Raw genomic sequence first — 22,083 nt, 5'->3', positions numbered from 1 at the left:
TACTTTATGAAGCGCAATCGATTCGATCTCGGAGGAGCCCTCATGGTGAACGTGGCCGTCACTGGTGGAAGCGGAAAGCTCGGCAGAGCAGTGGTGCGGGAGTTGCTCGACAACGGGTACGAGGTGGTGAACCTAGACCGGGCGCCGTCGCCCGAACCGGATGCGCGGTCCAAGTTCGTGCGGGTCGACCTGTCGAACTACGGCGAGGTCGCCGAAGCCTTGACCTCGGTCGACGACCGCTACAGCCAGGTCGACGCCGTGGTGCACCTGGCAGCGATCCCGGCCCCGGGCATGTTCACCAACTCGGCGACCTTCGCCAACAACGTGCCGAGCACCTACAACATCTTCGCAGCGGCGCAGGCGGCCGGCATCGACAACATCGTCTGGGCCTCGAGCGAGACCGTGCTGGGCCTGCCGTTCACCGAGACGCCTCCGCCCTCGTTCCCGGTCGACGAGTCGTATGCGGTGCGCCCGCAGTCGACGTACTCCCTCGGCAAGGCTGTGGAGGAGGAGATGGCCCGGCACTTCACGCGCTGGAACCCGAACCTGAAGCTCATCGGCCTGCGTTTCTCCAACGTCATGGACGTGGCCGACTACGCCGCCTTCCCGTCGTTCGAGGAGTCTCCGCTGTCGCGCGCCTGGAACGCCTGGGGCTACATCGATGCCCGCGACGGCGCGCAGGCGGTGCGCCTGTCGCTCGAGAGCACTCTGCGCGGCTTCGAGGCTTTCGTCATCGCCGCGGCCGACACGGTGATGTCGACCCCGTCGGCCGCTCTGGCGGCGGAGCACTTCCCGACGGTGCCGTTCACGCGCTCGGTCGACGGCACCGAGACCCTCCTCTCGATCGACAAGGCCCGGGAGCAGCTCTGGTTCGCCCCCAAGCATTCCTGGCGCGACCAGGTCTGATCTACTTGCTGAGTTGGCGTGAAGCGAGGTATGCTCATCGTTTGAAGTGAGCAACCCTCACCCGGTGTGTTGCTCATCGCTCGAGTGAGGAACCCCGCCCATGCCTGCTGCACTCCGCCGACGCATCCTGCCCGCTGTGGCGCTGGGCGTAGCGATCTCGCTCTTCGCCGGCTTGCCCGCTGCCCAGGCGGCGGGTGGGGCGACACCGGCGCCGGGGGAGACGCAGCTGATCAGTGCCGGCACTTCAGGAGGGGTCGGAGACGACGGGTCGACCGACACTTCGGTGTCGCCTGATGGCCGATTCGTGGCCTTCACGTCCGCGGCTCGCAACCTCACCAGCCTTCCCGTGCCGCCCTCGAAGTCTCAGGTGTACGTGCGAGACGTCACGAGTGGGCAGACCGTGCTCGTAAGTGTCAATGCAGTGGAAAAGGCCGGAGGTAACTCGAACTCCTACAACCCTTCGATCTCCGACGACGGCCGATATGTGGCGTTCGCGTCAGATGCAAGCGATCTGGACACGTCAGTTACTTACGATGGTCACACCCAGATCTACCTGCGAGACCTGACGACTGGATCGACGCAACTGGTCAGTAGGAACCCGACCAGCAGGGCAGCGGGCGTCTACAACTCGTTCCAGCCGTCGCTGTCCGGTGATGGATCGCGATTGGCTTTCGGTTCGATCGCGACGAATCTGTTGCCGGGGACGTCTTTCGATGTCAGTCAGATCTTCGGGGCAGAGATGAAAAGCGGCGTGATGACAGTCGTCAGATTGCTCAGCACGCGCGACGCGAATCTGCCCTCACCAGGTCGGATCGGAAACGGTGATTCATATTCTCCATCGTTGTCGCGCGACGGCACGGTGGTGGCGTTCGCATCGAAGTCGACGAACCTCAGTTCGAACGCGGTTTCAGGCACGGTCTACCAAGTCTTCCTGCATGCGATCGACTCCGGCAGCACGGGGTTGGTGAGCGTTGTACCTGACGGTAGCGGCGGTGGGAACGGCGATTCGCGCCGTCCGGTGGTCTCCGCGGATGGTCGGCGCATTGCGTACGACTCGAAGGCCGGGAACCTCTCGCCGAAGGCCGTGGGCACCGTCGACGAGCAGGTCTATCTGCGAGACACGTCGGCGCTCGCATCTCAGCTGGTGAGCGTGAACCAGTCCGGTGCCACGTCCGCGATCGGCCCGTCGTTCTCCGCCTCGATATCCGATGACGGGCAGCGGGTGGCTTTCGCCTCGTACGCCGGGGATCTGGTCCGGGCTGACGTTGGGGGTAGCGGGCAGGCGTACTGGCGCGACGTCCGGCTGGGTGTGACGAGTCTCGTCAGTGCCACAGCGGCCGATCCGCTGCGAGGCAGCGCAGGGGGCGGCGGTAATCCGAGCATCTCGGGCGACGGGCGGCTCGTCGCGTTCAGTGCGTCGCGTGACCTGCTGGGCGGCACGGAGACCGAGCCTGCGCAGGTCTACCTCCAGGGGTTGGAGGGGCCGCGGGTGGAACGAATCGGTGGAGCGGATCGGTTCGCCGTGTCGGCACGGGTTTCCGCGGAGACCTTCCCGCCCGGGGTGCCCGTCGCGTATGTCGCTTCTGGTGCTGTGTTCAGTGACGCGCTCTCGGGGTCGGCCATCGCGGGCGCGCAGGGCGGCCCCGTCTTGCTGGTCGGTAAGGATTCCGTTCCGGAAGCGATCGCTACCGAGTTGAAGAGACTCAAACCCGCGAAGATCGTCGTGCTCGGCGGGCTCAACACCATCAGCGCCGGCGTGGAGACGGCACTCAGTGCGTTCGGCGCGGGGGTATCGCGAATCGCCGGCACTGATCGATTCGCCGTGTCGGCGTCCATCTCAGCGAACGGATTCGCTCCGAGCCTCAACACTGCCTATGTGGCCTCCGGTGCCGTGTTCCCCGACGCCCTGTCGGGCTCCGCCGCTGCCGGCCTCCTCGGCGGGCCTGTTCTGTTGGTCGACAAGGATGTCGTTCCCGCCGCCATCACAGCCGAGCTCACCCGGCTGAAGCCCAAGAACATCGTGGTGCTCGGCGGCACCAACTCGATCTCCGATGCCACCTTCCTGAAGCTGAAGCCCCTGGCGACCCAGATCAAGAGGGTGGACGGCCTAGACCGCTTCGAGGTCTCCGCCAACGTGTCCCAGGACGTGTTCCAGAGCCGAGACGTGGTCTACGTGGCATCAGGTGCGGTGTTCCCCGACGCGCTTTCGGGATCGGCGGCCGCGATTGCAGACAAGAGCCCGGTGCTCTTGGTCACGAAAGATTCGATTCCGCCCTCGGTTGCAACACAATTGGATCGCCTCGACCCCTACCGCATCGTCGTGCTCGGCGGGCCGAACACGATCTCCGACACCGTGAAGGATGAGCTCGAGAAGTATCTGCGCAGGTGAACGGGGGCTGCGGAAAAGCTGGGCGTAGACCCCGAATCTGACCGATCGGACAGTGCCTGACCGATCGGTCAGATTACAGTCGTCGTGTGCCCTCCCCTCAGCCGATCACCCGCACCCAGACCGACGTCAGCGCCGAGCTGCGCCAGATCGCGCTGCAGATGTTCGCCGAGAACGGCTACGCGGGCACGAGTCTGCAGCAGATCGCCGACGCCGCCGGCTACTCGAAGTCGAGCGTGCTCTATCACTTCTCGTCGAAGGAAGCGCTCTTCGAAGGCGCCATCGCCCCCGCCGTCGAGCGGCTGGGCACCTTCCTCGCCTCGACGGTCGAGCGCGCTTCGTCGCGCGAGCTGCGCGAGGCCTTCGTGGTCGAATTCGTCGACCTGCTGCTCGAGTACCGCCTGGCCGCACACATCATCATCAACCAAGGGCAGACCCTCGGCGACATCCGTCTGATCGATGAAGCACTCGGCTACATGGCTCGCATCGGCGATGCCTTCATGTCCGAACTCCCCACCACGCAGCAACGCGTGCGCCTCGGCATCGCGCTCGCCGGAGCCGCCTACATCCTGGTCGCCGCGCCCGCGGGCAACGTGGTCATGGAACCCGTCGACGAGGTCAGGGAAGCCCTCATCGACGTCGTCACCGAGCTGATCCTGCCCCTCTCGGGCTGAGTCCCCTCACCCTCACGCACGATTTTCCCTACGAACAACCGAGGAGCCCTCCCGTGGCTACACTGCTCTACCGAATCGGACGATTCGCCTTCCGCAAAGCCTGGTACGTCGTGGCCGCCTGGGTGCTCGTCCTCGGCGCGCTGCTCGGCACGGGCCTCGCGCTCGGCGGCCAGACCCAGGAGAGCTTCACCATCCCGGGCACCGAGTCGCAGCAGACCATCGACAAGCTCGAGAACCTCTTCCCCTCCGCGGCGGGCGCAGCCGCCACCGTCGTGATCGTCGCTCCCGACGGCCAGAGCGTCAAAGACGCCGACGTGAAGCAGGAGATCAGCGACGTCGCCGACGACCTCGGCAAGCTCGACCAGGTCGCCGCGGTTGTGAGCCCCTACTCCGAATACGCCACGAACGCGATCTCCGAAGACGGCACGACAGCCCTGCTCAAAGTGCAGTTCGACGGTCCGACGACGGATGTGACGGATGCGACGCTCAAGCAGGTCACCACCGCGGGCGACACCCTCCAAGCCGACGGCATGACGGTCGCCTACGGCGGCGAGGTCTTCTCGAACCAGACCTTCGGCCTCACCATCACCGAGGGCATCGGCGTGCTCTTCGCCGGAATCGTGCTCTTCATCACCTTCGGCTCCCTGCTCGCAGCCGGTCTGCCCCTGCTCTCCGCCCTCATCGGCGTCGGCGTCTCCTTCGCCGGCATCACCCTCGTCGCCGCCTTCACCAGCGTCTCGAGCACCGCCCCGATGCTCGCCGTCATGATCGGCCTCGCGGTCGGCATCGACTATGCCCTGTTCATCCTGTCGAGACACAGATCCCAGCTGGCGCAGGGAATGGATGCGGAGGAGTCGGCCGCGCAATCGGTGGCCACCGCCGGCGCCGCGGTCGTGTTCGCGGGGCTCACGGTCATCATCGCGCTGCTCGGTCTGCTCGTGGTGGGCATCCCGTTCCTCTCCGTGATGGGGGTCGCGGCCGCCTTCGCGGTCTTCGCGGCAGTGAGCATCGCCATCACGCTCCTGCCCGCCATCATGGGCATCTCGAAGGGCAAGCTCGCCCCGAAGCCCGGCTCGCGGGCCGCCCGCCGGGCGATCGCCGCCGCCTCGCACGACGACGAGAAGACGGATGCACCGGCTCAGCCCGCCGCCGCCACCACCGACGAATCCGGCGAGCCGGTCAAGCAGGCCAAACCCGCCAAGCCCTCCCTCGGCGGCCGCTGGGTGCGCCGGGTGATGAAGGCCCCGATCGTGTTCATCGTGGCGGTCGTGGGCCTGCTCGGTGTGGCCGCGATCCCCGCGTTCAGCCTCGACCTCAACCTCCCCACCGCGGCCTCGCAGCCCGAGGGCGACTCGTCGCGTATCGCCTACGACACCATCGCCGACAAGTTCGGCCCCGGCTACAACGGCACCATCGTGGTGGTGGCCGACATCACGCAGACCACCGACATCCAGAACGACCTGGCGGGCATCCGGAGCGATCTCGAAGCGGTCGACGGCGTCGCGACGGTGGGCCCCGGCCTCCCCGACGAGACCCTCGACACCGCGATCTTCCAGGTCGTGCCCACCACCGCGCCCGACGCCCCGGAGACGAAAGCGCTCGTCGAGCGTCTTCGCGACATGAAGGGCGAAGTCGAGGCGCAGTACGGCACGCCGTTCACCGTGAGCGGGCAGACGGCCGTCGCCATCGACGTGTCGAACCAGCTCACCAACGCGCTCATCCCGTTCGGCATCCTCGTGATCGGGCTGTCGATCCTCTTGCTCGCGATGGTGTTCCGCTCCATCGCCGTGCCCATCAAGGCGGCGCTCGGCTTCGCCCTCTCGGTCGGCGCCTCGTTCGGCGTGACGGTCGCGGTCTTCCAGAACGGCCTCTTCGCCGACCTGCTCGGCGTGCACAGCACCGGCCCGATCATCAGCTTCCTCCCGATCCTGCTGATGGCGATCCTGTTCGGGCTCGCCATGGACTACGAGGTCTTCCTCGTCTCGGGCATGCGTGAGGAGTACGTGAAGACGAAGGATGCCCGAAGAGCGGTGCGCGTGGGCTTCCAGCACGGGGCCCGCGTGGTCACCGCGGCGGCGCTCATCATGTTCTTCGTCTTCTTCGCCTTCGTACCCGAGGGAGAAGGAGCCATCAAGGCCATCGCTCTCGCCCTCGCGGTCGGCGTCTTCGTCGACGCGTTCCTGGTGCGCATGACCCTGGTTCCCGCGGTCATGACGCTCCTCGGCAAGCACGCCTGGTATCTGCCGAAGTGGCTCGGCCGCATCCTGCCGAACGTCGACGTGGAGGGCGAGAGCCTGCGCGAACACATCGGCGAACGCGAATGGGCTCGCCGCCACGACGCCGCGGTCAGCGCCGAAGACCTCGCGGTCGAGGGGTCTGGTGCCCCGGTGTCGTTCGAGATCCCGGCCGGTTCCGTGGCGGTCATCACCGGCGAGACTGCCGCCCGCCGGCTGATCGCGGCCACTGTCGCGGGGCGTATCGCCCCCGACGAGGGACACCTGCAGGTTCTCGGCCACGTGCTTCCCTCCGAGTCGGGTTCGGTGGCCAAGCGTGTCACGCTGGTCGACCTCGAATCGCGGCGACCGGATGCGACCACCACGGTCGGCGACGCCCTGAACGAGCGTTTGCGTCTGGGCCTGCCCTGGTTCCGTCGCGTTCCCCGAGGCGACGCCGAGGCGCTGGTCGGCCGCATCAACGGCGCACTCGCCGGCCGTGAAGGCGAGACGCCGATCGACATCCACCGCACCCTCGGTGAACTCACACCCCTCGCGCAGTCGTTGCTCGCCGTGGCGCTCGGCGTCGCCGATCGTTCCGACGTGCTCGTGATCGATGCGGGCGACGGCGACTTCGCGCATCCGTCGACCCCCGCATTCGCCGGCGCCGTCGCGAGCATCGCGGATGCGTCGACCACCGTCATGATCGGCCTCGAATCCGAACCCGCCACCCACGCCGCCACCCTGGGCAACCGCGAGCTCATCCGCATCGCATTGCCGGGCTCCGACCCGGGCGCGCTCGAGGTCACCCCATCCGCCGAATCATCCGCTTCACCATCATCCGCTTCGAAGGGAGGCCCCCGATGAGCAGCTCGACCACCACACCGACGCCCCGGATGCGCCGCCGCACCAAGATCGTGCTCGTCGTTCTCGCCGCCCTCGCGGTGGCCTTCACACCGCTCGCGGTGAACGGCCTGTTCGCCGGCGCTCTCGCGAACGCCGACACGAACATCAGCACCGTGCCCGCCGCGATCGTGAACAACGACACGATGACCACCACCACGAACGCAGATGGCACGACCTCGACGAACTTCGCGGGCCGTGGTCTCGTGACCGAGCTCACCGGCGCCGGCCAGACCGGCTTCGACTGGCACGCCACGAACTCGTCCGACGCCCAGAAGGGCCTCGAGAACGGCACCTACTACGCGGTGCTCACCATTCCGAAAGACTTCTCGGCCTCCCTCAACACGCTCGGCACTGCCGATCCGAAGCAGGGCCTGATCGACATCACCACGGATGACTCGCACGGCTACCTCTCCGGAATCGTCGCGAGCACCGTCGCCTCGGCCGTGCAGGCCGGTTTCGGTCAGCAGGTCACGGCCCAGGTCGTGAACGGCATCTACACCAGCTTCGGTGGGGTCGGCACGAGCCTCTCGGATGCCGCGGGTGGCGCTACGCAGCTCGGCACCGGCGCCGACGGTCTGGCGACGGGCGCGACCCAGCTCGCCGATGGGGCCACGCAGCTCAGCTCGGGCCTCACCCAGTACACGGACGGGGTGAGTCAGCTGTCGGGTGGCATCGACCAGCTTGCTGCGCAGACCGCACCGATCGCGGCGCTGCCTGACGGGATCTCGCAGTACGTCGGAGGCACCCAGTTCGCCTCGAGCAGCCTGAACAACGCGCTCGCCGAGGTCATGGGGAACACCTCGGTGTCCGCCGCCGCCAAACAGCAGCTCGGAATCGCCCAGGGAACACTTCAGAAGCTCAGCGAGGAGGGCACCACGCTGATCTCGCAGACAGCCGGTCTCGCGGCGCTCCCCTCGGGTGTCTCGGAGCTCGCATCCGGCGCCGACACCCTCGCCGCCAGTGGCCCCGCCCTGGTCACCGGCGCCCAGCAGCTCGGCGACGGCGCGACGCAACTCTCCACCGGGGCCACACAGCTCGGCGACGGTGCACGCACGCTCGCCTCCGGTCTGCAGTCGGGTGCCGACCAGATCACCGCGAACAGCGACCCTGCCGCCGGCAGTTCGACTGCCGGTGACGTCGTGGCCCAGCCCGTGAAGGTCGACGTCAGCACCGAGAACCAGGTCACGAACCTCGGCCAGATCGTGTCGACCATCCTGCTGCCCACCGCCCTCTGGATCGGCGCGCTCGCCCTGTTCCTCTGGCTGCGCCCGTTCTCCCGTGCGGTGCTCGCGAGCTCGGCGACGACCGCGCGACTCACCGCGCGAACCTTCGCCCGCGCATCCGGAATCGCCGCGGCTCAGGTGCTGCTGCTCGTCGGCTTCCTGCACCTCTCGCTCGGCGTGGCGTGGAGCTCGCTCCCGGCCACCCTCGGGTTCTCCCTCATCGTGGCGCTCGCGTTCACGGCGTTCCACCAGTTCCTCGCCACCGCGTTCGGGCGGGTCGGCGCGGTGATCTCGCTCGTGCTGCTCGCCCTGCAGCTCGCGGCGACGGGTGGGCTGTACCCGGTCGAGATCCTCTCCGGGCCGTTCCAGGTGATCAACACGATCAGTCCGATGAGCTACGCGGTCTCGGGCATCCAGACCATCCTCACGGGCGGCGACGTCGGCACCGTGGTGACCGCGGCGCTCGTGATGGCCGGCATGCTCGTGCTGAGCATCCTGCTCTCCGCCTTCGCGCTGGCCCGCCGACGGCGCCCCGTGGAGATCGGCTGGCTCGTGCCCGCCCGAGCAGCCCTGCCCGCGGCCAAACCGAAGCCCCACCCGGCCCCGCGCCCCGGGATCGCCTGACCCGATTCCGCTCCGACTTCTCCAAACGAGACGACCACCGCCCCGCCATAGGGCTGCGCTTGCCGTCTCGTTTGGAGAAGTCCGACCGCGCGGCCTCTACTGAAGCGAACTCGCGTACACGCACAACCGTGCGTAGCAGGCGCCGAGCAGCGGCGTGGCCACCCCGAGTGCGCCCCCGCGGTCGACGAGGTCGCCGATCACCGACTCCACCTCGATCGGCCGCCCCTCCTCGAGGTCGCGGTACATCGAGGTGGTGAACGGCGAGCCCTGCTCGGTCACGCGCTCGGTCGCGGTCTCCACCACCCGTTCGCTCATCGGGTATCCGGATGCCGCGGCCACCGCCGCGCACTCCTCCACGATCGCTCGTGCCGTCTCCGGCCCGGTCGGGGTGGCGGCGACCCGACCGACCGGCCCGCCCATCAAGGTCGTCACCGCGCCGCCCGACGCCAGGAACACCCATTTCACCCACATGTCGGCGAGGATGTCCTCCGACAGTCGCGCCTTGTACTCCGCGCCGTCGCGGTCGGGCACCCGCAGCGTCTCGTCGACCGCCCGGATACGTTCGGTCATCGAACCGTCGAGCTCGCCGTAGGTCATGCTCGTGCCCGGCGCGAGCAGCCGCACCGTGCCATCGCCGGTCAGCTGCGAGGAGGCGACGCAGAGGCCGCCGATGACGGACTCGGCTCCATACCTCTCCTTCAGCGTGTCGATGTGCTTCAGGCCGTTCAGGAGCGGCAAGACCGTCGTCTCGGGCCCGACGAACGGGGCGATGTCGTCGATCACGCCGTGCAGCGCATACGACTTCACCGCCAGCAGCACGAGGTCGAAGGAGTCATGCTCTCCGGCGGAGATGGCACGGATGCCCGCGAACGTCTCGACCGCGTCCGGCCCGTCGCCCGGCACCCGGCCCGCAATGCGCAGTCCGTCGCGGCGCAGCGATTCGGCGCGGTTCTCGCGGGCGAGGAAGGTGACGTCACGCCCGGCGGCGATCAGCCGCGATCCGAAGAATCCGCCGATCGCACCGGCCCCGACGATGAGAGTGCGCATTGTCCCGTCCTTTCCGCCGACGTGTCACTGTCAACGCTACGCGTAAGATCCGACTCATGAGCCGACTCTCACGCGCCGGGTTTCCCTGGATGCTCGTGGTCGGCATCGTCTTCATCGGATTCATCCTGCGCGGCCCGCTGATCGCCGTCGCGCCCATCACGGGCACGATCAGCGACGAGCTCGGGATGACGGCGGCCCAGGCGGGGTTGCTCACCAGCCTGCCCGTGCTCTGCTTCGCCGTGATCACCCCGTTCGCCTCCCTCTTCGTGGGGAAGGCCGGCGCGAACTTCGCCACCACGATCGCGATCATCGGAGTCGGGATCGGGTCGATCGTGCGCTCGGCGGGCGGGCTGGAGGCCACGTTCACCGGCACCATCATCATGGGTGCCTTCATCACGATCGGCAACGTCGTGATTCCGGTGATCATCCGCCGCGACATCCGTGAGGAACGCGTGGGCATCGTCACCGGCGCCTACACCTCGGCCATGAACGTGAGCTCGATGATCACCTCGCTCGCCACCGTGCCGCTCGCCGTGACCTTCGGCTGGCGGGGAGCGCTGCTGGCCTGGCTCGGGTTCGTGGTGCTGGCCGCCGCGGCGTGGCTCCTGGCCATCGGTCCGCGGCGCGCGTTCCACTGGGGTCCGGTGCGGCGCTCGGTCGAGACCGGGGCCGTCGACACCGTGGTGATCGACACCCGATCCGTGCCGCTCACCGGCGAGGAGCCGCGCACCTGGCGCAACCTCTCCGCCGTGCTGCTCGCCCTGGCCTTCGCCGGGCAGGCCTTCTCGTATTACGGGCTCACCGCGTGGTTCCCCACCATCCTCGAGCAGGAGGTCGGCTACTCGGCAGCGGAGGCGGGCAGCAGCTCCTCGATCTTCCAGATCGCGGCCGTCGTCGGCGCGCTCGGGGTTCCGCTGCTGTCGAAACGCATCGGCATCCCGTTCACCTTCCTCGGTGTCGCGGTGCTCTGGGTGAGCTTTCCGCTCGGAATGATCGTGGCGCCCTCGACCTGGTTGCTCTGGGGATTCCTCGGCGGGGTCGCTCAGGGCGGCGGCATCACGATCGTGTTCATGCTCATCGTGCAGCTCGCGATGAGCGGCACCCACGCCCGTCGTCTCTCGGCCATGATCCAGGGGGTCGGCTATGCGCTCGGCGCCACCGCTCCCACCCTCGTGGGTGCCGCGCACGACGCCACCGGCGCCTGGACCTTGCCGATCGGCGTGGTGCTGGTCGGCACCCTCGTGTTCAGCGGCGCCGGGCTCGCCGGGGCGATCCGGGCGACGGGCCCGCGCGGAGGTCGTCTCACGCCGAGCCCGTAGTCTTGGCGGGTGGACTTCAGAATCTTCACCGAACCCCAGCAGGGTGCCAGCTACGACGACCTGCTTGCCGTGGCCCAGGCCGCCGAACGCCTCGGATTCGATGCGTTCTTCCGCTCGGATCACTACCTGCGCATGGGCGACGGAGATCCCGGACCGGGCCCGACGGATGCCTGGACGACGCTGGCCGGGCTCGCCCGCGAGACCTCGCGCATCCGGCTCGGCACGCTCGTCTCCTCGGTGACCTACCGCTATCCGGGCATCCTGGCGATCCAGGTGGCGCAGGTCGACCAGATGTCGGGCGGCCGGGCAGAACTCGGCCTCGGCACCGGCTGGTTCGAACGGGAACACCGCGCTTACGGCATCCCGTTCCCGGCGAAGCGGTTCGACCTGCTCGAAGAGCAGCTCGAGATCGTGACAGGGCTCTGGGCCACCGAGCCCGGGTCGACCTTCTCGTTCAGCGGCGAGCATTACACGCTCGAAGATTCGCCCGCGCTGCCGAAGCCCGTGCAGTCGCCGCTGCCGGTGCTGATCGGCGGCAAGGGCGCCCGGCGCACCCCTCTTCTGGCCGCGCGCTTCGCGAGCGAGTTCAACATCCCGTTCCCTGACCCCGGCACCATCCCGGGTCTCTTCGAGAACGTGCGGTCGGCGTGCGCTTCGCTCGGCCGCGACCCCGACGAGATCGTCTACTCCGTCGCCCAGATCGCGGTGGCCGGGGCGGATGACGCGTCGTTCGCGCGCCGAGCGGCAGCTGTCGGTCGGGAGCCCGGCGAGTTGCGCCAGAACGGGCTCGCCGGCACCACGGCCGAGGTCGTCGACAAGCTCGGGGCACTCCGCGAACAGGGTGTCGAGCGGGTGTATCTGCAGATCATCGATCTCGCCGACCTCGATCACCTCGACTTCCTGGCGCGGGACGTGCTGCCGCAGCTGTGAGCGGCCCGGCGACAGCCGACCCCGCGGAATAGGGTGGGGCCATGACCGTGAACTCTCTGCTCGAACTGACCATCGCACCCGAGGCCGTCGACGGCGCCGTCGCCCACATCGACCGCGTTCTCGAGGCCACCCGGGCCTTCGAAGGCTGCCTCGGTGTCGAGGTGATCGTCGACGTCACCGACCCCGCCCACATCGTGTTGCTCGAGAAGTGGACCACGCTCGAGCGCGACGACGCATACCGCGCTTTCCGGGCCACGCCCGAGGGCGCAAGTGATCTGGGCACGATTCTCGCGGGCCCGCCCACGCTCACCCGCTACCTCGTGGTCGAGTAGCCCTCATCCGCAGTGCAGGGAAGGTCGAACCTCGACAGGTGACGGCAGTTCGTGTAATGTAAGTCGGTCGGCTCTGGACACCGCGAGTTGCATCGCGGATGGGTTTGTAAGTCTGGTGGGCCGGTTTCCCAGTCAGTGCGTTGTTGCGCTGGTCACTGAGGAATGTCGCGTACGACACGGCCCCGGATACGAAACAACCGGGTTCTAGTTTGCACTTCACCACGAGCGTTTTCGAGCGCAAGAACGGTGTGGAGAAGTGCGCGCAATTAAAAAACCCGGAAAGTATCATGCCCAAAACCAACAAGTCCGGTGGCTTCAAGGCCGCCAAGAACTACGAGCCGCGCACGCCCGCCAAGGGTGGCCCCAAGGCCGGCAGCCGCAGCCCCGGTCACCGCGGCTACAAGGCCGTCGACGAGTCGGCGCCGCGCAAGCAGCGTTGGAACTCGGATGATCGCGCCGCTCGCGGTGCTGCTCCGTCGAACCGTGGCACCGAGCGCCCGAGCTACAACGACCGCGCCGAGCGCCCGGCCCGCCCGGCCCGTGACGGCGAGCGCGGCAGATACGACCGTTCTGAGCGATCTGAGCGTCCCTCCTACGGTGACCGCCCCGCACGCGGGGGCTACGAGCGCCCGAGCCGCGAGAACGGCTTCCACAAGTCGGGCACCGGCACCGGCCGCTCCGAGCGTCCGTCTTACGACCGTGGCGAGCGCCCTGCGTACAACCGTGGCGAGCGACCCTCCTACGACCGCCCGTCCTACGACCGCGCCGACCGCCCCACGGGCGAGGGCGAGCGTCGCGGCCACGACCGCGGCCAGCGCACCGACCGCCAGAAGTGGAACGACGCCCGCAACGAAGAGCGCCGTGCCGCCGCGGCTGCCGAGCGTGGAACGTCCGACCGCGGTTCCGACCGTGGCGCATCCACTCGTGGTTACGGCGGCAAGCCGCCCCGCACCGACGACCGCGGCTACAACCGCAGCGCCCGCCCGAAGTCCGACTACCAGCCCGGTGAGCGCGCCGACCGTCCGGCCCGCTCGTCGTACAACCGCGACGACCGCGCGCCTCGCACCGGAGGCTACGACCGCGGCGAGCGCCCGGCGTACAACAAGGATCGCGGCGAGCGTCCGGCCTACAACGGAGACCGCGGCGAGCGCCCGGCGTACAACCGCGACCGTGCCGAGCGTCCTGCCTACGGCGACCGCCCGGCGCGCACGGAGCGTCCTGCCTACGGCGACCGTCCGGCGCGCACGGAGCGTCCGTCTTACGGTGACCGCCCGGCCCGCAGCTACGACGACCGCCCGAAGCGCAGCTTCGACCGCGACGACCGTTCCCCGCGCACCGATCGCGCGCCGCGCACCGGCGGTTACGACCGCCCGGCCCACACCCGCGACGACCGCGGCAGCGACTTCTACCCGTCGCGCGACGCGAAGCAGAACTTCCACGCCGACGACGTGGTGCTCGAGCGCCTCGAGGCGCAGGCCACTCTGGCCGAAGAGGTCGAGGGCGCGACGTTCGCGAGCCTCGGACTCGGCGGCAACATCGTGCGCGTGCTCGGTGAGCTCGGCGCCGAGAGCCCGTTCCCGATCCAGTCGGCGACGATCCCCGAGGTGCTGAACGGCCGTGACGTTCTCGGCCGTGGCCGCACCGGCTCCGGCAAGACCATCGCCTTCGGCGCCCCCCTGGTGGAGCGCCTGATGGAGAACGGGGGAGGAGCGAACCGCAAGCCGGGCCGCAAGCCCCGTGCGCTCATCCTCGCCCCCACCCGTGAGCTCGCGTTGCAGATCGACCGCACCGTGCAGCCGATCGCCCGCGCCGTCGGTCTGTTCACCACGCAGATCTACGGCGGTGTGCCCCAGGCGCGCCAGGTCGGTGCCCTGCAGCGCGGTGTCGACATCATCATCGGCACCCCCGGCCGCATCGAAGACCTCATCGAGCAGCGTCGGCTCGACCTCAGCGAGGTCACCATCACGGTGCTCGACGAGGCCGACCACATGTGCGACCTTGGCTTCCTCGAGCCGGTTCAGCGCATCCTGCGTCACACCAAAGACGGCGGGCAGAAGCTCCTCTTCTCCGCCACCCTCGACAAGGGCGTCGCGACGCTGGTCGAGGAGTTCCTGGTGGAGCCGAGCGTGCACGAAGTCGCCGGCGAAGACCAGGCGTCATCGACCATCGACCACCGCGTGCTGATCGTCGAGAGCCGTGACAAGAGCGAGATCATCAAGCAGCTCGCCGACCGCCAGGGCAAGACGCTGATCTTCTCCCGCACCCGCGCCTACGCCGAGATGCTCGCCGAGCAGCTCGAAGACGCCGGGTTCCCGGCGACGAGCCTCCACGGAGACCTCAACCAGGCGCGCCGTACCCGCAACCTGCAGCAGCTCACCAGCGGTCGCGTGAGTGTGCTGGTGGCCACGGATGTCGCAGCCCGCGGCATCCACGTCGACGACATCGATCTGGTCATCCAGGCCGACGCGCCCGACGAGTACAAGACCTACCTGCACCGCGCCGGCCGCACCGGTCGCGCCGGCAAGAAGGGCACGGTCGTCACCCTCATCCCGCGCAGCCGTGGTCGCCGCATGCAGGAACTGCTGGGTCGCGCCGAGATCGAGGCCGAGATGATCACGGTCGCTCCCGGCGACTCCTTGGTGAGCGAGCTCGCCGCCGATCAGTAGGTTCCAGCGCGAAAGGGACGTGGCCGCAGGGTTGCGTCCCTTTCGCGTTCCAGGACGGTTGCGCTCCTTCACGAGCCTCGCGGGCATTCGTCGACGGGTAGGGTTTTCTGACATGTCTTCGCAGCCCGACGCCCATCACTCCCGCGCCCACCTCGGCCGCCTGCCCCTGGGGGCGGCGGTCGTCGTCGCCGTGGTGTGCGGAGTGCTGATGGTCACGCAGTCGCGCGTCAACGGCGAGCTCGGCGGGCAGCTCGGCGACGGATTCACTGCCGCTGCCCTCAGTTTCACCATCGGCCTCGTGATCGTGCTGATCGTCGTCGCGTTCATGCCCTCGGCACGCCGCGGCACCCGCTACGCCTTCGAAGAAGTGAAGCAGCACCGGCTCCCGCTCTGGACCTTCTTCGCAGGCTTCGGCGGCGCCGTGTTCGTGCTCTCGCAAGGGCTCGCGTCGGCGGTCGTCGGAGTCTCTCTCTTCACCGTCGCCTTCATCGGCGGGCAGACACTCAGCGGCCTGGTCGTCGACCGCGCCGGCCTCGGCCCTGGCGGCGTGCGCTACCTGACTCTCCGCCGGGTGCTCGGGGCGGGCATCGCGCTCGCCGTGGTCGTCTGGTCGATCCTGTCGCACCTCGAACCCGACATCCCGCTCTGGATGCTCGTGCTCCCCGTGATCGCGGGCGCCGCCGTCGCCGCCCAACAGGCTGCGAACGGGCGCGTCGCCAACGCAGCGGGCTCCGCAGTGACGTCGACGCTCTTCAACTTCATCGCCGGTGCGACGGCGCTCGTCATCGTCGCCGCCGTCCACGCGCTCCTGGCCGGCGGCCTGCCGGCGGTTTTCCCCGCCGAGTGGTGGCTGTACCTCGGCGGCCCGATCGGCGTTGTATTCATCTTCGGCCTCGCCACGGCCGTGCGCACCACGGGTGTGCTGCTGCTCGGGCTCTGCTCGGTCGCCGGTCAGCTGGGTGGGTCGATCGTGATCGATCTCGTCGCCCCCGGATCGGGCCACTCCGTCGACTGGACCACGCCGATCGCCGCCGTGTTCGTGGTAGTCGCCGTGCTGGTGGTGTCGTTGCCCGGGCGACGTGGTGGCCGCGTCAGCCGCAAGAACGCGGCCGACACCGCCGAGAACATCAGCCTCCGGGCGTGAGCTCCAGCCCCTCCCGGCGAACGAGACCGCACTCGAACGGCGCCGCCGTCCTAGCCGACGGCGGCGTGGCCCATCCGCCAGTACCCGATGAAGGTCACGTCGGATTTCGGCATGCCCGCCGCGACGAGGTGGCGGCGGAGCCCGGTGACGAGGGCGGATTCGCCGACCAGGTGCGCGTACCCGCGGCCCGACGGCAGGGTCGCCGCCGTGATCGCCGCCTGAACGCTCTCGCGGGCGAGCACTCCCGGAACCGCATGGGGGTCGGAGCGCGGGAGCCAGTTCACGGTCACGCCGGCCGGGGCCTGGACGGGCTGGACGTCGGCGGCATCCGGCAGCTCGATCCAGGCATGACCGACGGCGTCGCGCGGCAGGCGGGCCAGAACGCCGACGGCGGCCGGGAGTCCGGTCTCGTCGGCCGCGATGAGGTGCCAGTCCACGTCGTCGGCGGCTGCGTACGAGGAGCCCTCGTCGAGGATGCCCGCGGTGGTGCCGGGCTGCGCGTTCACGGCCCAGTCGGAGGCCGGGCCTGATCCGGCGCCGTGCACCACGAAGTCGACGTCGAGCTCCGGATGCGTCAGCTCACCCCCGGCCGCACGGTACGCCCGCACCGTGTAGTTGCGCACGTGGGGGCGGCGCTGCTTGGGTGTCGTGAGGAACTGGGCGTACCAGAGAAAGCTCGACCGGGTGGGTAGGCGCAGCACCTCCTGGCCTTCACGGGGCAAGAAGAGCCGGAACCACTGATCGAACCCGATCGGGCGGAATCGCCGGATCGCCTCGCCGCCGAACGTGACGCGCACGAGGTTGGGCGAGACGCGTTCGGTGCGAGTGACTTCGGCCACGATGAGCTGAGGTTTCTCGGGCTTGACCTGGGTGAGTCGTCCGGCCACGGGGCGGTCTCCGTTCTGCGGTGGTGCATTTGGGTGCGGTTCCGGGTCTCAGAAGCCCTGAGCGATGACGATCGCGGCGGTGGCGAGCCAGAACGCGGCCATGAATGCCCAGTCGCGCGCGCGGAACGGCACGAGGTGCCGTTCGGTGCGGGTGGCTGAGGCGCCGAAGGCCCGCGAGTCCATGGCGAGGGCGACCCGTTCGGCGTGCCGGATGCCGCCCGCCAAGAGCGGAACCACAGTGCCGAATCCGCGGCGCACGGCCGCGACCGGACCACGACCCGCCGCCATCCCACGCACGCGGTGCGCCTGCCGGATGACGTCGAGCTCGTGGCCGAAGCGCGGCACGAATCGGTAGGCCGCGAGGGCCGTGTAACCGACGCGGTAGGGCACGTGGAGGTGCTGCACGAGTGCGCGCACGAGGTCGGGGCCGGTGGAGGTGAGTCCCGCGATGAGGGAGAGGGAGAGGATGCCCGCGAGCCGGAGCGCGGCTGTCGCGCCCACCAGCAGGGAGCCGGCGTAGAAACGGAAGTCGCCGATCTGGAAGAGCACCGGCGTGCTGTCGACGCGCGACGCATCCGTCCACAGCCCGAGGCTCACCGCGAGCACGGCGGTGGCGAGGGGGAGCACGACGAAGAGGCCGAGGAGCGCGCGGCCCGAGAGGTGCGCGCCGACGAGCAGCAGCGCGAGTGCCAGGGCGACCAGCGCGAGCGGGATGCCGAGGTCGCGCGAGAAGATCAGCACCACCATCGCGGGAAGTGGCCCGGCGATTTTCGCGAGCGGGTTGAGGCGGTGCAGGAACCGGATCGCGCCGTAGTCCGGCGCGTCGGCGTAGGGATCGCGGTTTACGCGGTGGGCAGGGACCGCGGTGCGGGTCATGAGGAGCTGCCCTGTGTGGGCCGCCAGGCGGCCGGAGCGGGGTGGGCGTCGGGTGCGGCGGTGGATGGAGCGGGGTGGGCGTCGGGTGCGGCGGCGGGTGGAGCCGGGTGGGCGTCGGGTGCGGCGGCGGGCGGATGGGCAGCGACGGGTGCGGCTGCGGTCGACGCGGCGAGGTCGCTGAGGCGGGTCACCCCGTGCCAGGCCGGGTCCGCCGCCGCGCGGAAGGCGCGCACGAGCGGCGGGGCGAGCAGTCCGGCGTGCTCGAGAGCGTCGCCGGCGAGCACGTCGGCGGTGCGTCCGTGCGCCGCCACTCGGCCCTGGTCGAGCACCACGATGTGCGAGGCGTGGTCGGCCACGAGCTGCAGATCATGGGTGGAGACGATGATGGTGGTGCCCTCGCGGTTGAGCGCGGTGACCAGGTCGAGCAGTTCGACGGCGCGCTCGCGGTCTTGCCCGAAGGTCGGTTCGTCGAGCACGAGCACGGGCGCACCCGCGATGAGCGCTGTTCCCACCGAGAGCCGCCGTTTCTGCCCCCCGGAGAGGAGGAAGGGATGCGCGTCGCGCTGTTCGGCGAGACCGAAGCGGGCGAGCATCCGGTCGACCTGATCGGCGATCTCGGCCGGCGGAAGCCGCTGCAGTTCGAGGCCGTGCGCGAGTTCGTCGGCCACGGTCGAGCGGATGAACTGGTGCTCGGGGTTCTGGAAGACGAAGCCGACCGTGCGGGCGAGGGTGCGCACGTCGGCGCGGGCCGGGTCGAGGCCGAGCAGGTCGACCGCTTCGCGTGGTGGCGCGACGACACCGGCGATGGCCTGCAGCAATGTGGTCTTGCCGGCGCCGTTGGTTCCGACGACCGCCACGAACGAACCGGCCGCGATCGTGAGGTCGATGCCGTGCAGGATCTCGGTGCGCCCCCGCTTCACGCGCAGGCCTCCGACCCGGATAGCGGTCTCGGCATCCGGCGTCGCCCGGCGCGCGGGGGTGGTCACGACGTCCGGCGCGATGACCTCGGCCGCGCCCGTGGGCACCGCATCCAGGGTCGCTGTCAGCTCGGCGGGGGTCAGCGGGAGCGTCGGCACCGGCACACCGGCCGAGCGCAGGCGCAGCCCCGCAAGGGCCGCAGTCGGCAGCCAGACGCCGAGCGCGATCAGCTCGTCGACGTTGTCGCGCAGCACGGATTCGGCCGGTCCATCCAAGACGAGCCGGCCGGCGCGATCGATCACCACGACCCGATCCACGATCTCCATGGCCGCGTCGAGGTTGTGCTCGATCAGCACGAGAGCGTGCTCGCCGCCCCGCACGAGTTCGCCCAGAACCGCGTAGACCTCCTCAGTGCCGACCGGATCGAGGTTCGCCGTGGGCTCGTCGAGCACGATCACGGGCGACCGGAGGGCGAGCACGCAGGCGATCGCGAGGCGCTGCCGCCCGCCACCGGAGAGGCGGTCGGGGTTCTCTCCGCGGCGTCCCCAGAGGCCGACGTGCCGCAGCGCCGCCTCCGCGCGGGCGTGCACCTCCTCGACGGGGAGCGACAGATTCTCGGGGCCGAAGCACACTTCGTCGAGCAGGGTGCCGGTGACGATCTGGGCGTCCGGATCTTGGAAGACCATGGAGACCGTCTCGCTGAGCCGGGCGACCGTCGCGTCGGCGGTCGAGACCCCGTCGACGAGCACGGCTCCGTCGATGACGGCCGGCACGGCGTGGGGAATGAGGCCGTCGAGCGCCAGCGCGAGAGTGGACTTTCCGCTGCCGGAGGGGCCGAGTAGCAGCACCACCTCCCCGGGGTGCACGTCGAAACTCACGCCGTCGGGCGTGAACCGGGCGTTCCCATCGTGACGGATGCGCACATCCGCCACTCTGATGACGGGAGAGCTCGGACTCATGGCGCCTTTCGAACGACTTCGGAGAGAACGGATCGCGTCGCTCTGCACTCTAGCTTAGGTAAGCCTTGCCTGGGTCGATAGCGTCGTCGGAGGAAGGTTTCACTCGCTCTGGGATTTTCCAGCGACCAGACGCTATTCTCGTAACGCCCCTGGTCGAGGTCTCGCTGCCCGCGGATACGACCCCAGTAAGACCCCGAAAGCACTTCGTTTGACAAACCCGGAATCGCGATCCGACCGAAAGTCGGCCCGCAGAGCGCGCATCGACGGTTCGTCGACCCCGCTCACCCGGCGGCAGCTGCGCGAAGCGGCACTCGAACGCGAGGCGCTGGAGCGTCAGGCGGAGGCATCGGCAGAGGCGCCCGGTCGGCCCAGGGCGTTGAGCCGGCGGGAGCGGATCGCGGCCGAAGCGGCTGCTGCGGCAACGGATGTCGCTTCCCCCACCTCCGGCGACGTCGAGGTCGTGCCGGCGGCCGAGGTCGTGCCGGTCGTCACCACGGAGATCGTGATCGTGCCCGTCGCGGAGCCTGCACCGCTCACCCGGCGTCAGCTGCGCGAGCGGGAGCAGCAGCTGCGCGAACGGGAAGTGGAATTGCGCGTCGAAGAGATTGCCGATCTGGAGATCGCGACCCTCGATTCCGGTGCGCTCGAGCCGTCGGTCGAACTCGCGCTCGAACCGGTCGCGCCCGAATCCGCGATCGCCGACCCCCAGGCCACCGAGCCGGCCCTGCACCTCGTGCCAACGACCCGTCGGGAGCGCAAGCGCGCGACCCGGTCGGCCACGACCGAGGGCGAGGTCGTCGAGGCCGAGCTCATCGACGTGACCGCGGAATCCGCGGCGGCCGGCGCCGCAGCGCCGGTCACGGCCCCTGCTCCGACGTTCACGACTCCTTCCCACTCGAACGCCACATCCCGCACTTCGAGCGCAACGACGGCTCCCTCGTCTGCATCCGCGCTCGCCTTCTCCGGCGCGTCCGGCGCATCCAACGCCTTCGTCGCCCGTTCGGCGTCGCTGGCGCTCGCCGCCCCCACCACGCCCGCCCAGTTGGCCGTGGCGGGCGACGATGTCGCCGCGGCAGCATCGCTCTCCCGCGCCCCGAAGCTCGCCCGCACGGCCCGCCGCCGAGGCGGCTGGGCGAAGGCCGGGCTCACCGCTGTGGCGATGACGTTCGTGCTCGGCATCACGGCGGTCACCGCCATCCCCTCGACCGTGTCGGCGAGCCCCGTCGATGCGAACGTGGTGAACCTCAGCCTCAACGCCGGAACCGCCCCTGCCTCGCAGAAGCTCATCACGGCGGGTTCGGCCTCCGAGGTCGTGAACCGCGACGGCTACGCCGTCACCGACGCCGGCGAGTTGCAGGCCGCCGGGTACTCCACGGCGCAGCTGCTGGTGGGTCGCTCCCTCGCGCAGGAGCTCGTGAACGCGGTCGATTCGGGCAAACTCGTCGGGTCGACCCCCGATCACATCAAAGAGATCCGCTGGATCGCCCAGGGTGTCACGGTTCCCGATTGCGGAGTCGATTACCGCGTGCTCGAGATCATCGCGATCGCCGTGCGCAACTTCGACCAGGTGGGTGTGAGCGACATCAACCGCAAGTGCACGGGCCAGATCGAGGGCGCCGGCACGAGTTCATCGCACTACATCGACGGCGGCGGTCACGCGGTCGACTTCTACCTGCTCAACAACAAGAGTCTTGACGGCACCGACCCCGGAACGCTCAAGCTCATCAGCCTGCTCGACCCCGTGATGCCCGTCGGCGCGCACGTCGGCCAGGCCGAGTGCCGGGCCTCCGCCGGCATCAAACTGCAGCTGACCAACTGGACCGAGTTCGACGACGCCTGCACGCACATGCACGTCGACGTTCCCGTGACGGATGCGCCGCTGCTGCTCACCGACGACTCGCTGCTCACCACGCAGTAACGCGCGAGGCGGCTGCGGCTGCGGCGGTCTGCGCCTCAGCCTTAGCCTCACCGGAGCAGCCTCCGCGGGGTCTCCACCAAGGCGGCCGCTCGCGCTGGCGTGTGGGCGGGCGCATTTCGGGAGGAGCTGCGTGCAACGAGCCTCCGTGGAGGAGC

The 22,083-nt window shown here is 69.3% G+C and carries 15 protein-coding genes; 11 read left to right on the top strand and 4 right to left on the bottom strand.

Features of this window, described 5'->3' with window-relative positions:
• Positions 1–6: 6 nt before the first annotated feature.
• From N1027_RS02465 to N1027_RS02445, 5 genes are all read left to right on the top strand, one after another.
• A complete protein-coding gene (locus N1027_RS02465; protein ID WP_259504801.1) occupies positions 7–906 on the top strand; it encodes an NAD-dependent epimerase/dehydratase family protein in 900 nt (299 codons plus the stop codon).
• Positions 907–1,006: 100 nt separating this feature from the next.
• Positions 1,007–3,295, top strand: a complete 2,289-nt coding sequence (locus tag N1027_RS02460) for a cell wall-binding repeat-containing protein (protein WP_259504800.1) — start codon at positions 1,007–1,009, stop codon at positions 3,293–3,295.
• A gap of 86 nt (positions 3,296–3,381) precedes the next feature.
• Positions 3,382–3,966 carry a TetR/AcrR family transcriptional regulator gene (locus tag N1027_RS02455; RefSeq protein WP_259504798.1) on the top strand — a complete coding sequence of 195 codons (585 nt, stop codon included), beginning with the start codon at positions 3,382–3,384 and terminating at the stop codon, positions 3,964–3,966.
• 53 nt (positions 3,967–4,019) lie between these two features.
• On the top strand, positions 4,020–7,046 hold the full coding sequence (locus N1027_RS02450; protein ID WP_259504796.1) for an MMPL family transporter: 3,027 nt from the start codon (positions 4,020–4,022) through the stop codon (positions 7,044–7,046).
• On the top strand, positions 7,043–8,932 hold the full coding sequence (locus N1027_RS02445) for a YhgE/Pip family protein (RefSeq protein ID WP_259504794.1): 1,890 nt from the start codon (positions 7,043–7,045) through the stop codon (positions 8,930–8,932). The genes N1027_RS02450 and N1027_RS02445 overlap by 4 nt, the downstream gene beginning before the upstream one ends.
• A 96-nt stretch (positions 8,933–9,028) precedes the next feature.
• Here N1027_RS02445 and N1027_RS02440 read toward each other — a convergent pair whose 3' ends face one another.
• Complete coding sequence (locus N1027_RS02440) at positions 9,029–9,979, bottom strand: ketopantoate reductase family protein (protein ID WP_259504791.1); 951 nt, start codon at positions 9,977–9,979, stop codon at positions 9,029–9,031.
• A 56-nt stretch (positions 9,980–10,035) separates the two neighbouring features.
• Here N1027_RS02440 and N1027_RS02435 point away from each other — a divergent pair, with 56 nt between their 5' ends.
• The 5 genes from N1027_RS02435 to N1027_RS02415 all read left to right on the top strand — a co-directional run bounded on the left by N1027_RS02435 (position 10,036) and on the right by N1027_RS02415 (position 16,370).
• Positions 10,036–11,298 carry an MFS transporter gene (locus N1027_RS02435; protein ID WP_259504789.1) on the top strand — a complete coding sequence of 421 codons (1,263 nt, stop codon included), beginning with the start codon at positions 10,036–10,038 and terminating at the stop codon, positions 11,296–11,298.
• A 9-nt stretch (positions 11,299–11,307) separates the two neighbouring features.
• Positions 11,308–12,228, top strand: coding sequence for an LLM class F420-dependent oxidoreductase (locus N1027_RS02430; RefSeq protein ID WP_259504786.1), 921 nt, complete (start codon positions 11,308–11,310; stop codon positions 12,226–12,228).
• A gap of 41 nt (positions 12,229–12,269) precedes the next feature.
• Positions 12,270–12,560: a putative quinol monooxygenase gene (locus tag N1027_RS02425; protein WP_259504784.1), complete on the top strand. Its 291-nt coding sequence runs from the start codon at positions 12,270–12,272 to the stop codon at positions 12,558–12,560.
• A gap of 287 nt (positions 12,561–12,847) precedes the next feature.
• Entirely contained in the window at positions 12,848–15,226 is a 2,379-nt protein-coding gene (locus N1027_RS02420) for a DEAD/DEAH box helicase (RefSeq protein ID WP_259504782.1), read from the top strand.
• Between the two features lie 112 nt (positions 15,227–15,338).
• Positions 15,339–16,370 (top strand): DMT family transporter, encoded by a 1,032-nt coding sequence (locus N1027_RS02415; RefSeq protein ID WP_259504780.1) that lies wholly within the window; start codon positions 15,339–15,341, stop codon positions 16,368–16,370.
• A 50-nt stretch (positions 16,371–16,420) separates the two neighbouring features.
• On the opposite strand, the gene N1027_RS02410 is transcribed toward N1027_RS02415, so the two are convergent.
• The 3 genes from N1027_RS02410 to N1027_RS02400 are packed head-to-tail and all read right to left on the bottom strand — an operon-like array spanning position 16,421 to position 20,010.
• Positions 16,421–17,257 carry a siderophore-interacting protein gene (locus tag N1027_RS02410; RefSeq protein WP_259504778.1) on the bottom strand — a complete coding sequence of 279 codons (837 nt, stop codon included), beginning with the start codon at positions 17,255–17,257 and terminating at the stop codon, positions 16,421–16,423.
• 48 nt (positions 17,258–17,305) lie between these two features.
• On the bottom strand, positions 17,306–18,133 hold the full coding sequence (locus N1027_RS02405) for an energy-coupling factor transporter transmembrane component T family protein (RefSeq protein WP_259504769.1): 828 nt from the start codon (positions 18,131–18,133) through the stop codon (positions 17,306–17,308).
• On the bottom strand, positions 18,130–20,010 hold the full coding sequence (locus tag N1027_RS02400; protein WP_259504767.1) for an ABC transporter ATP-binding protein: 1,881 nt from the start codon (positions 20,008–20,010) through the stop codon (positions 18,130–18,132). The genes N1027_RS02405 and N1027_RS02400 overlap by 4 nt, the downstream gene beginning before the upstream one ends.
• A gap of 208 nt (positions 20,011–20,218) precedes the next feature.
• Here N1027_RS02400 and N1027_RS02395 point away from each other — a divergent pair, with 208 nt between their 5' ends.
• Entirely contained in the window at positions 20,219–21,928 is a 1,710-nt protein-coding gene (locus tag N1027_RS02395; protein ID WP_259504766.1) for a hypothetical protein, read from the top strand.
• Positions 21,929–22,083: the final 155 nt, after the last annotated feature.

Source organism: Herbiconiux aconitum (genome assembly GCF_024979235.1).
GTDB lineage: Bacteria > Actinomycetota > Actinomycetes > Actinomycetales > Microbacteriaceae > Herbiconiux > Herbiconiux aconitum.
The sequence above is the reverse complement of the archived record's forward strand: the minus strand, read 5'-3'. Positions and strand labels throughout refer to the sequence as shown.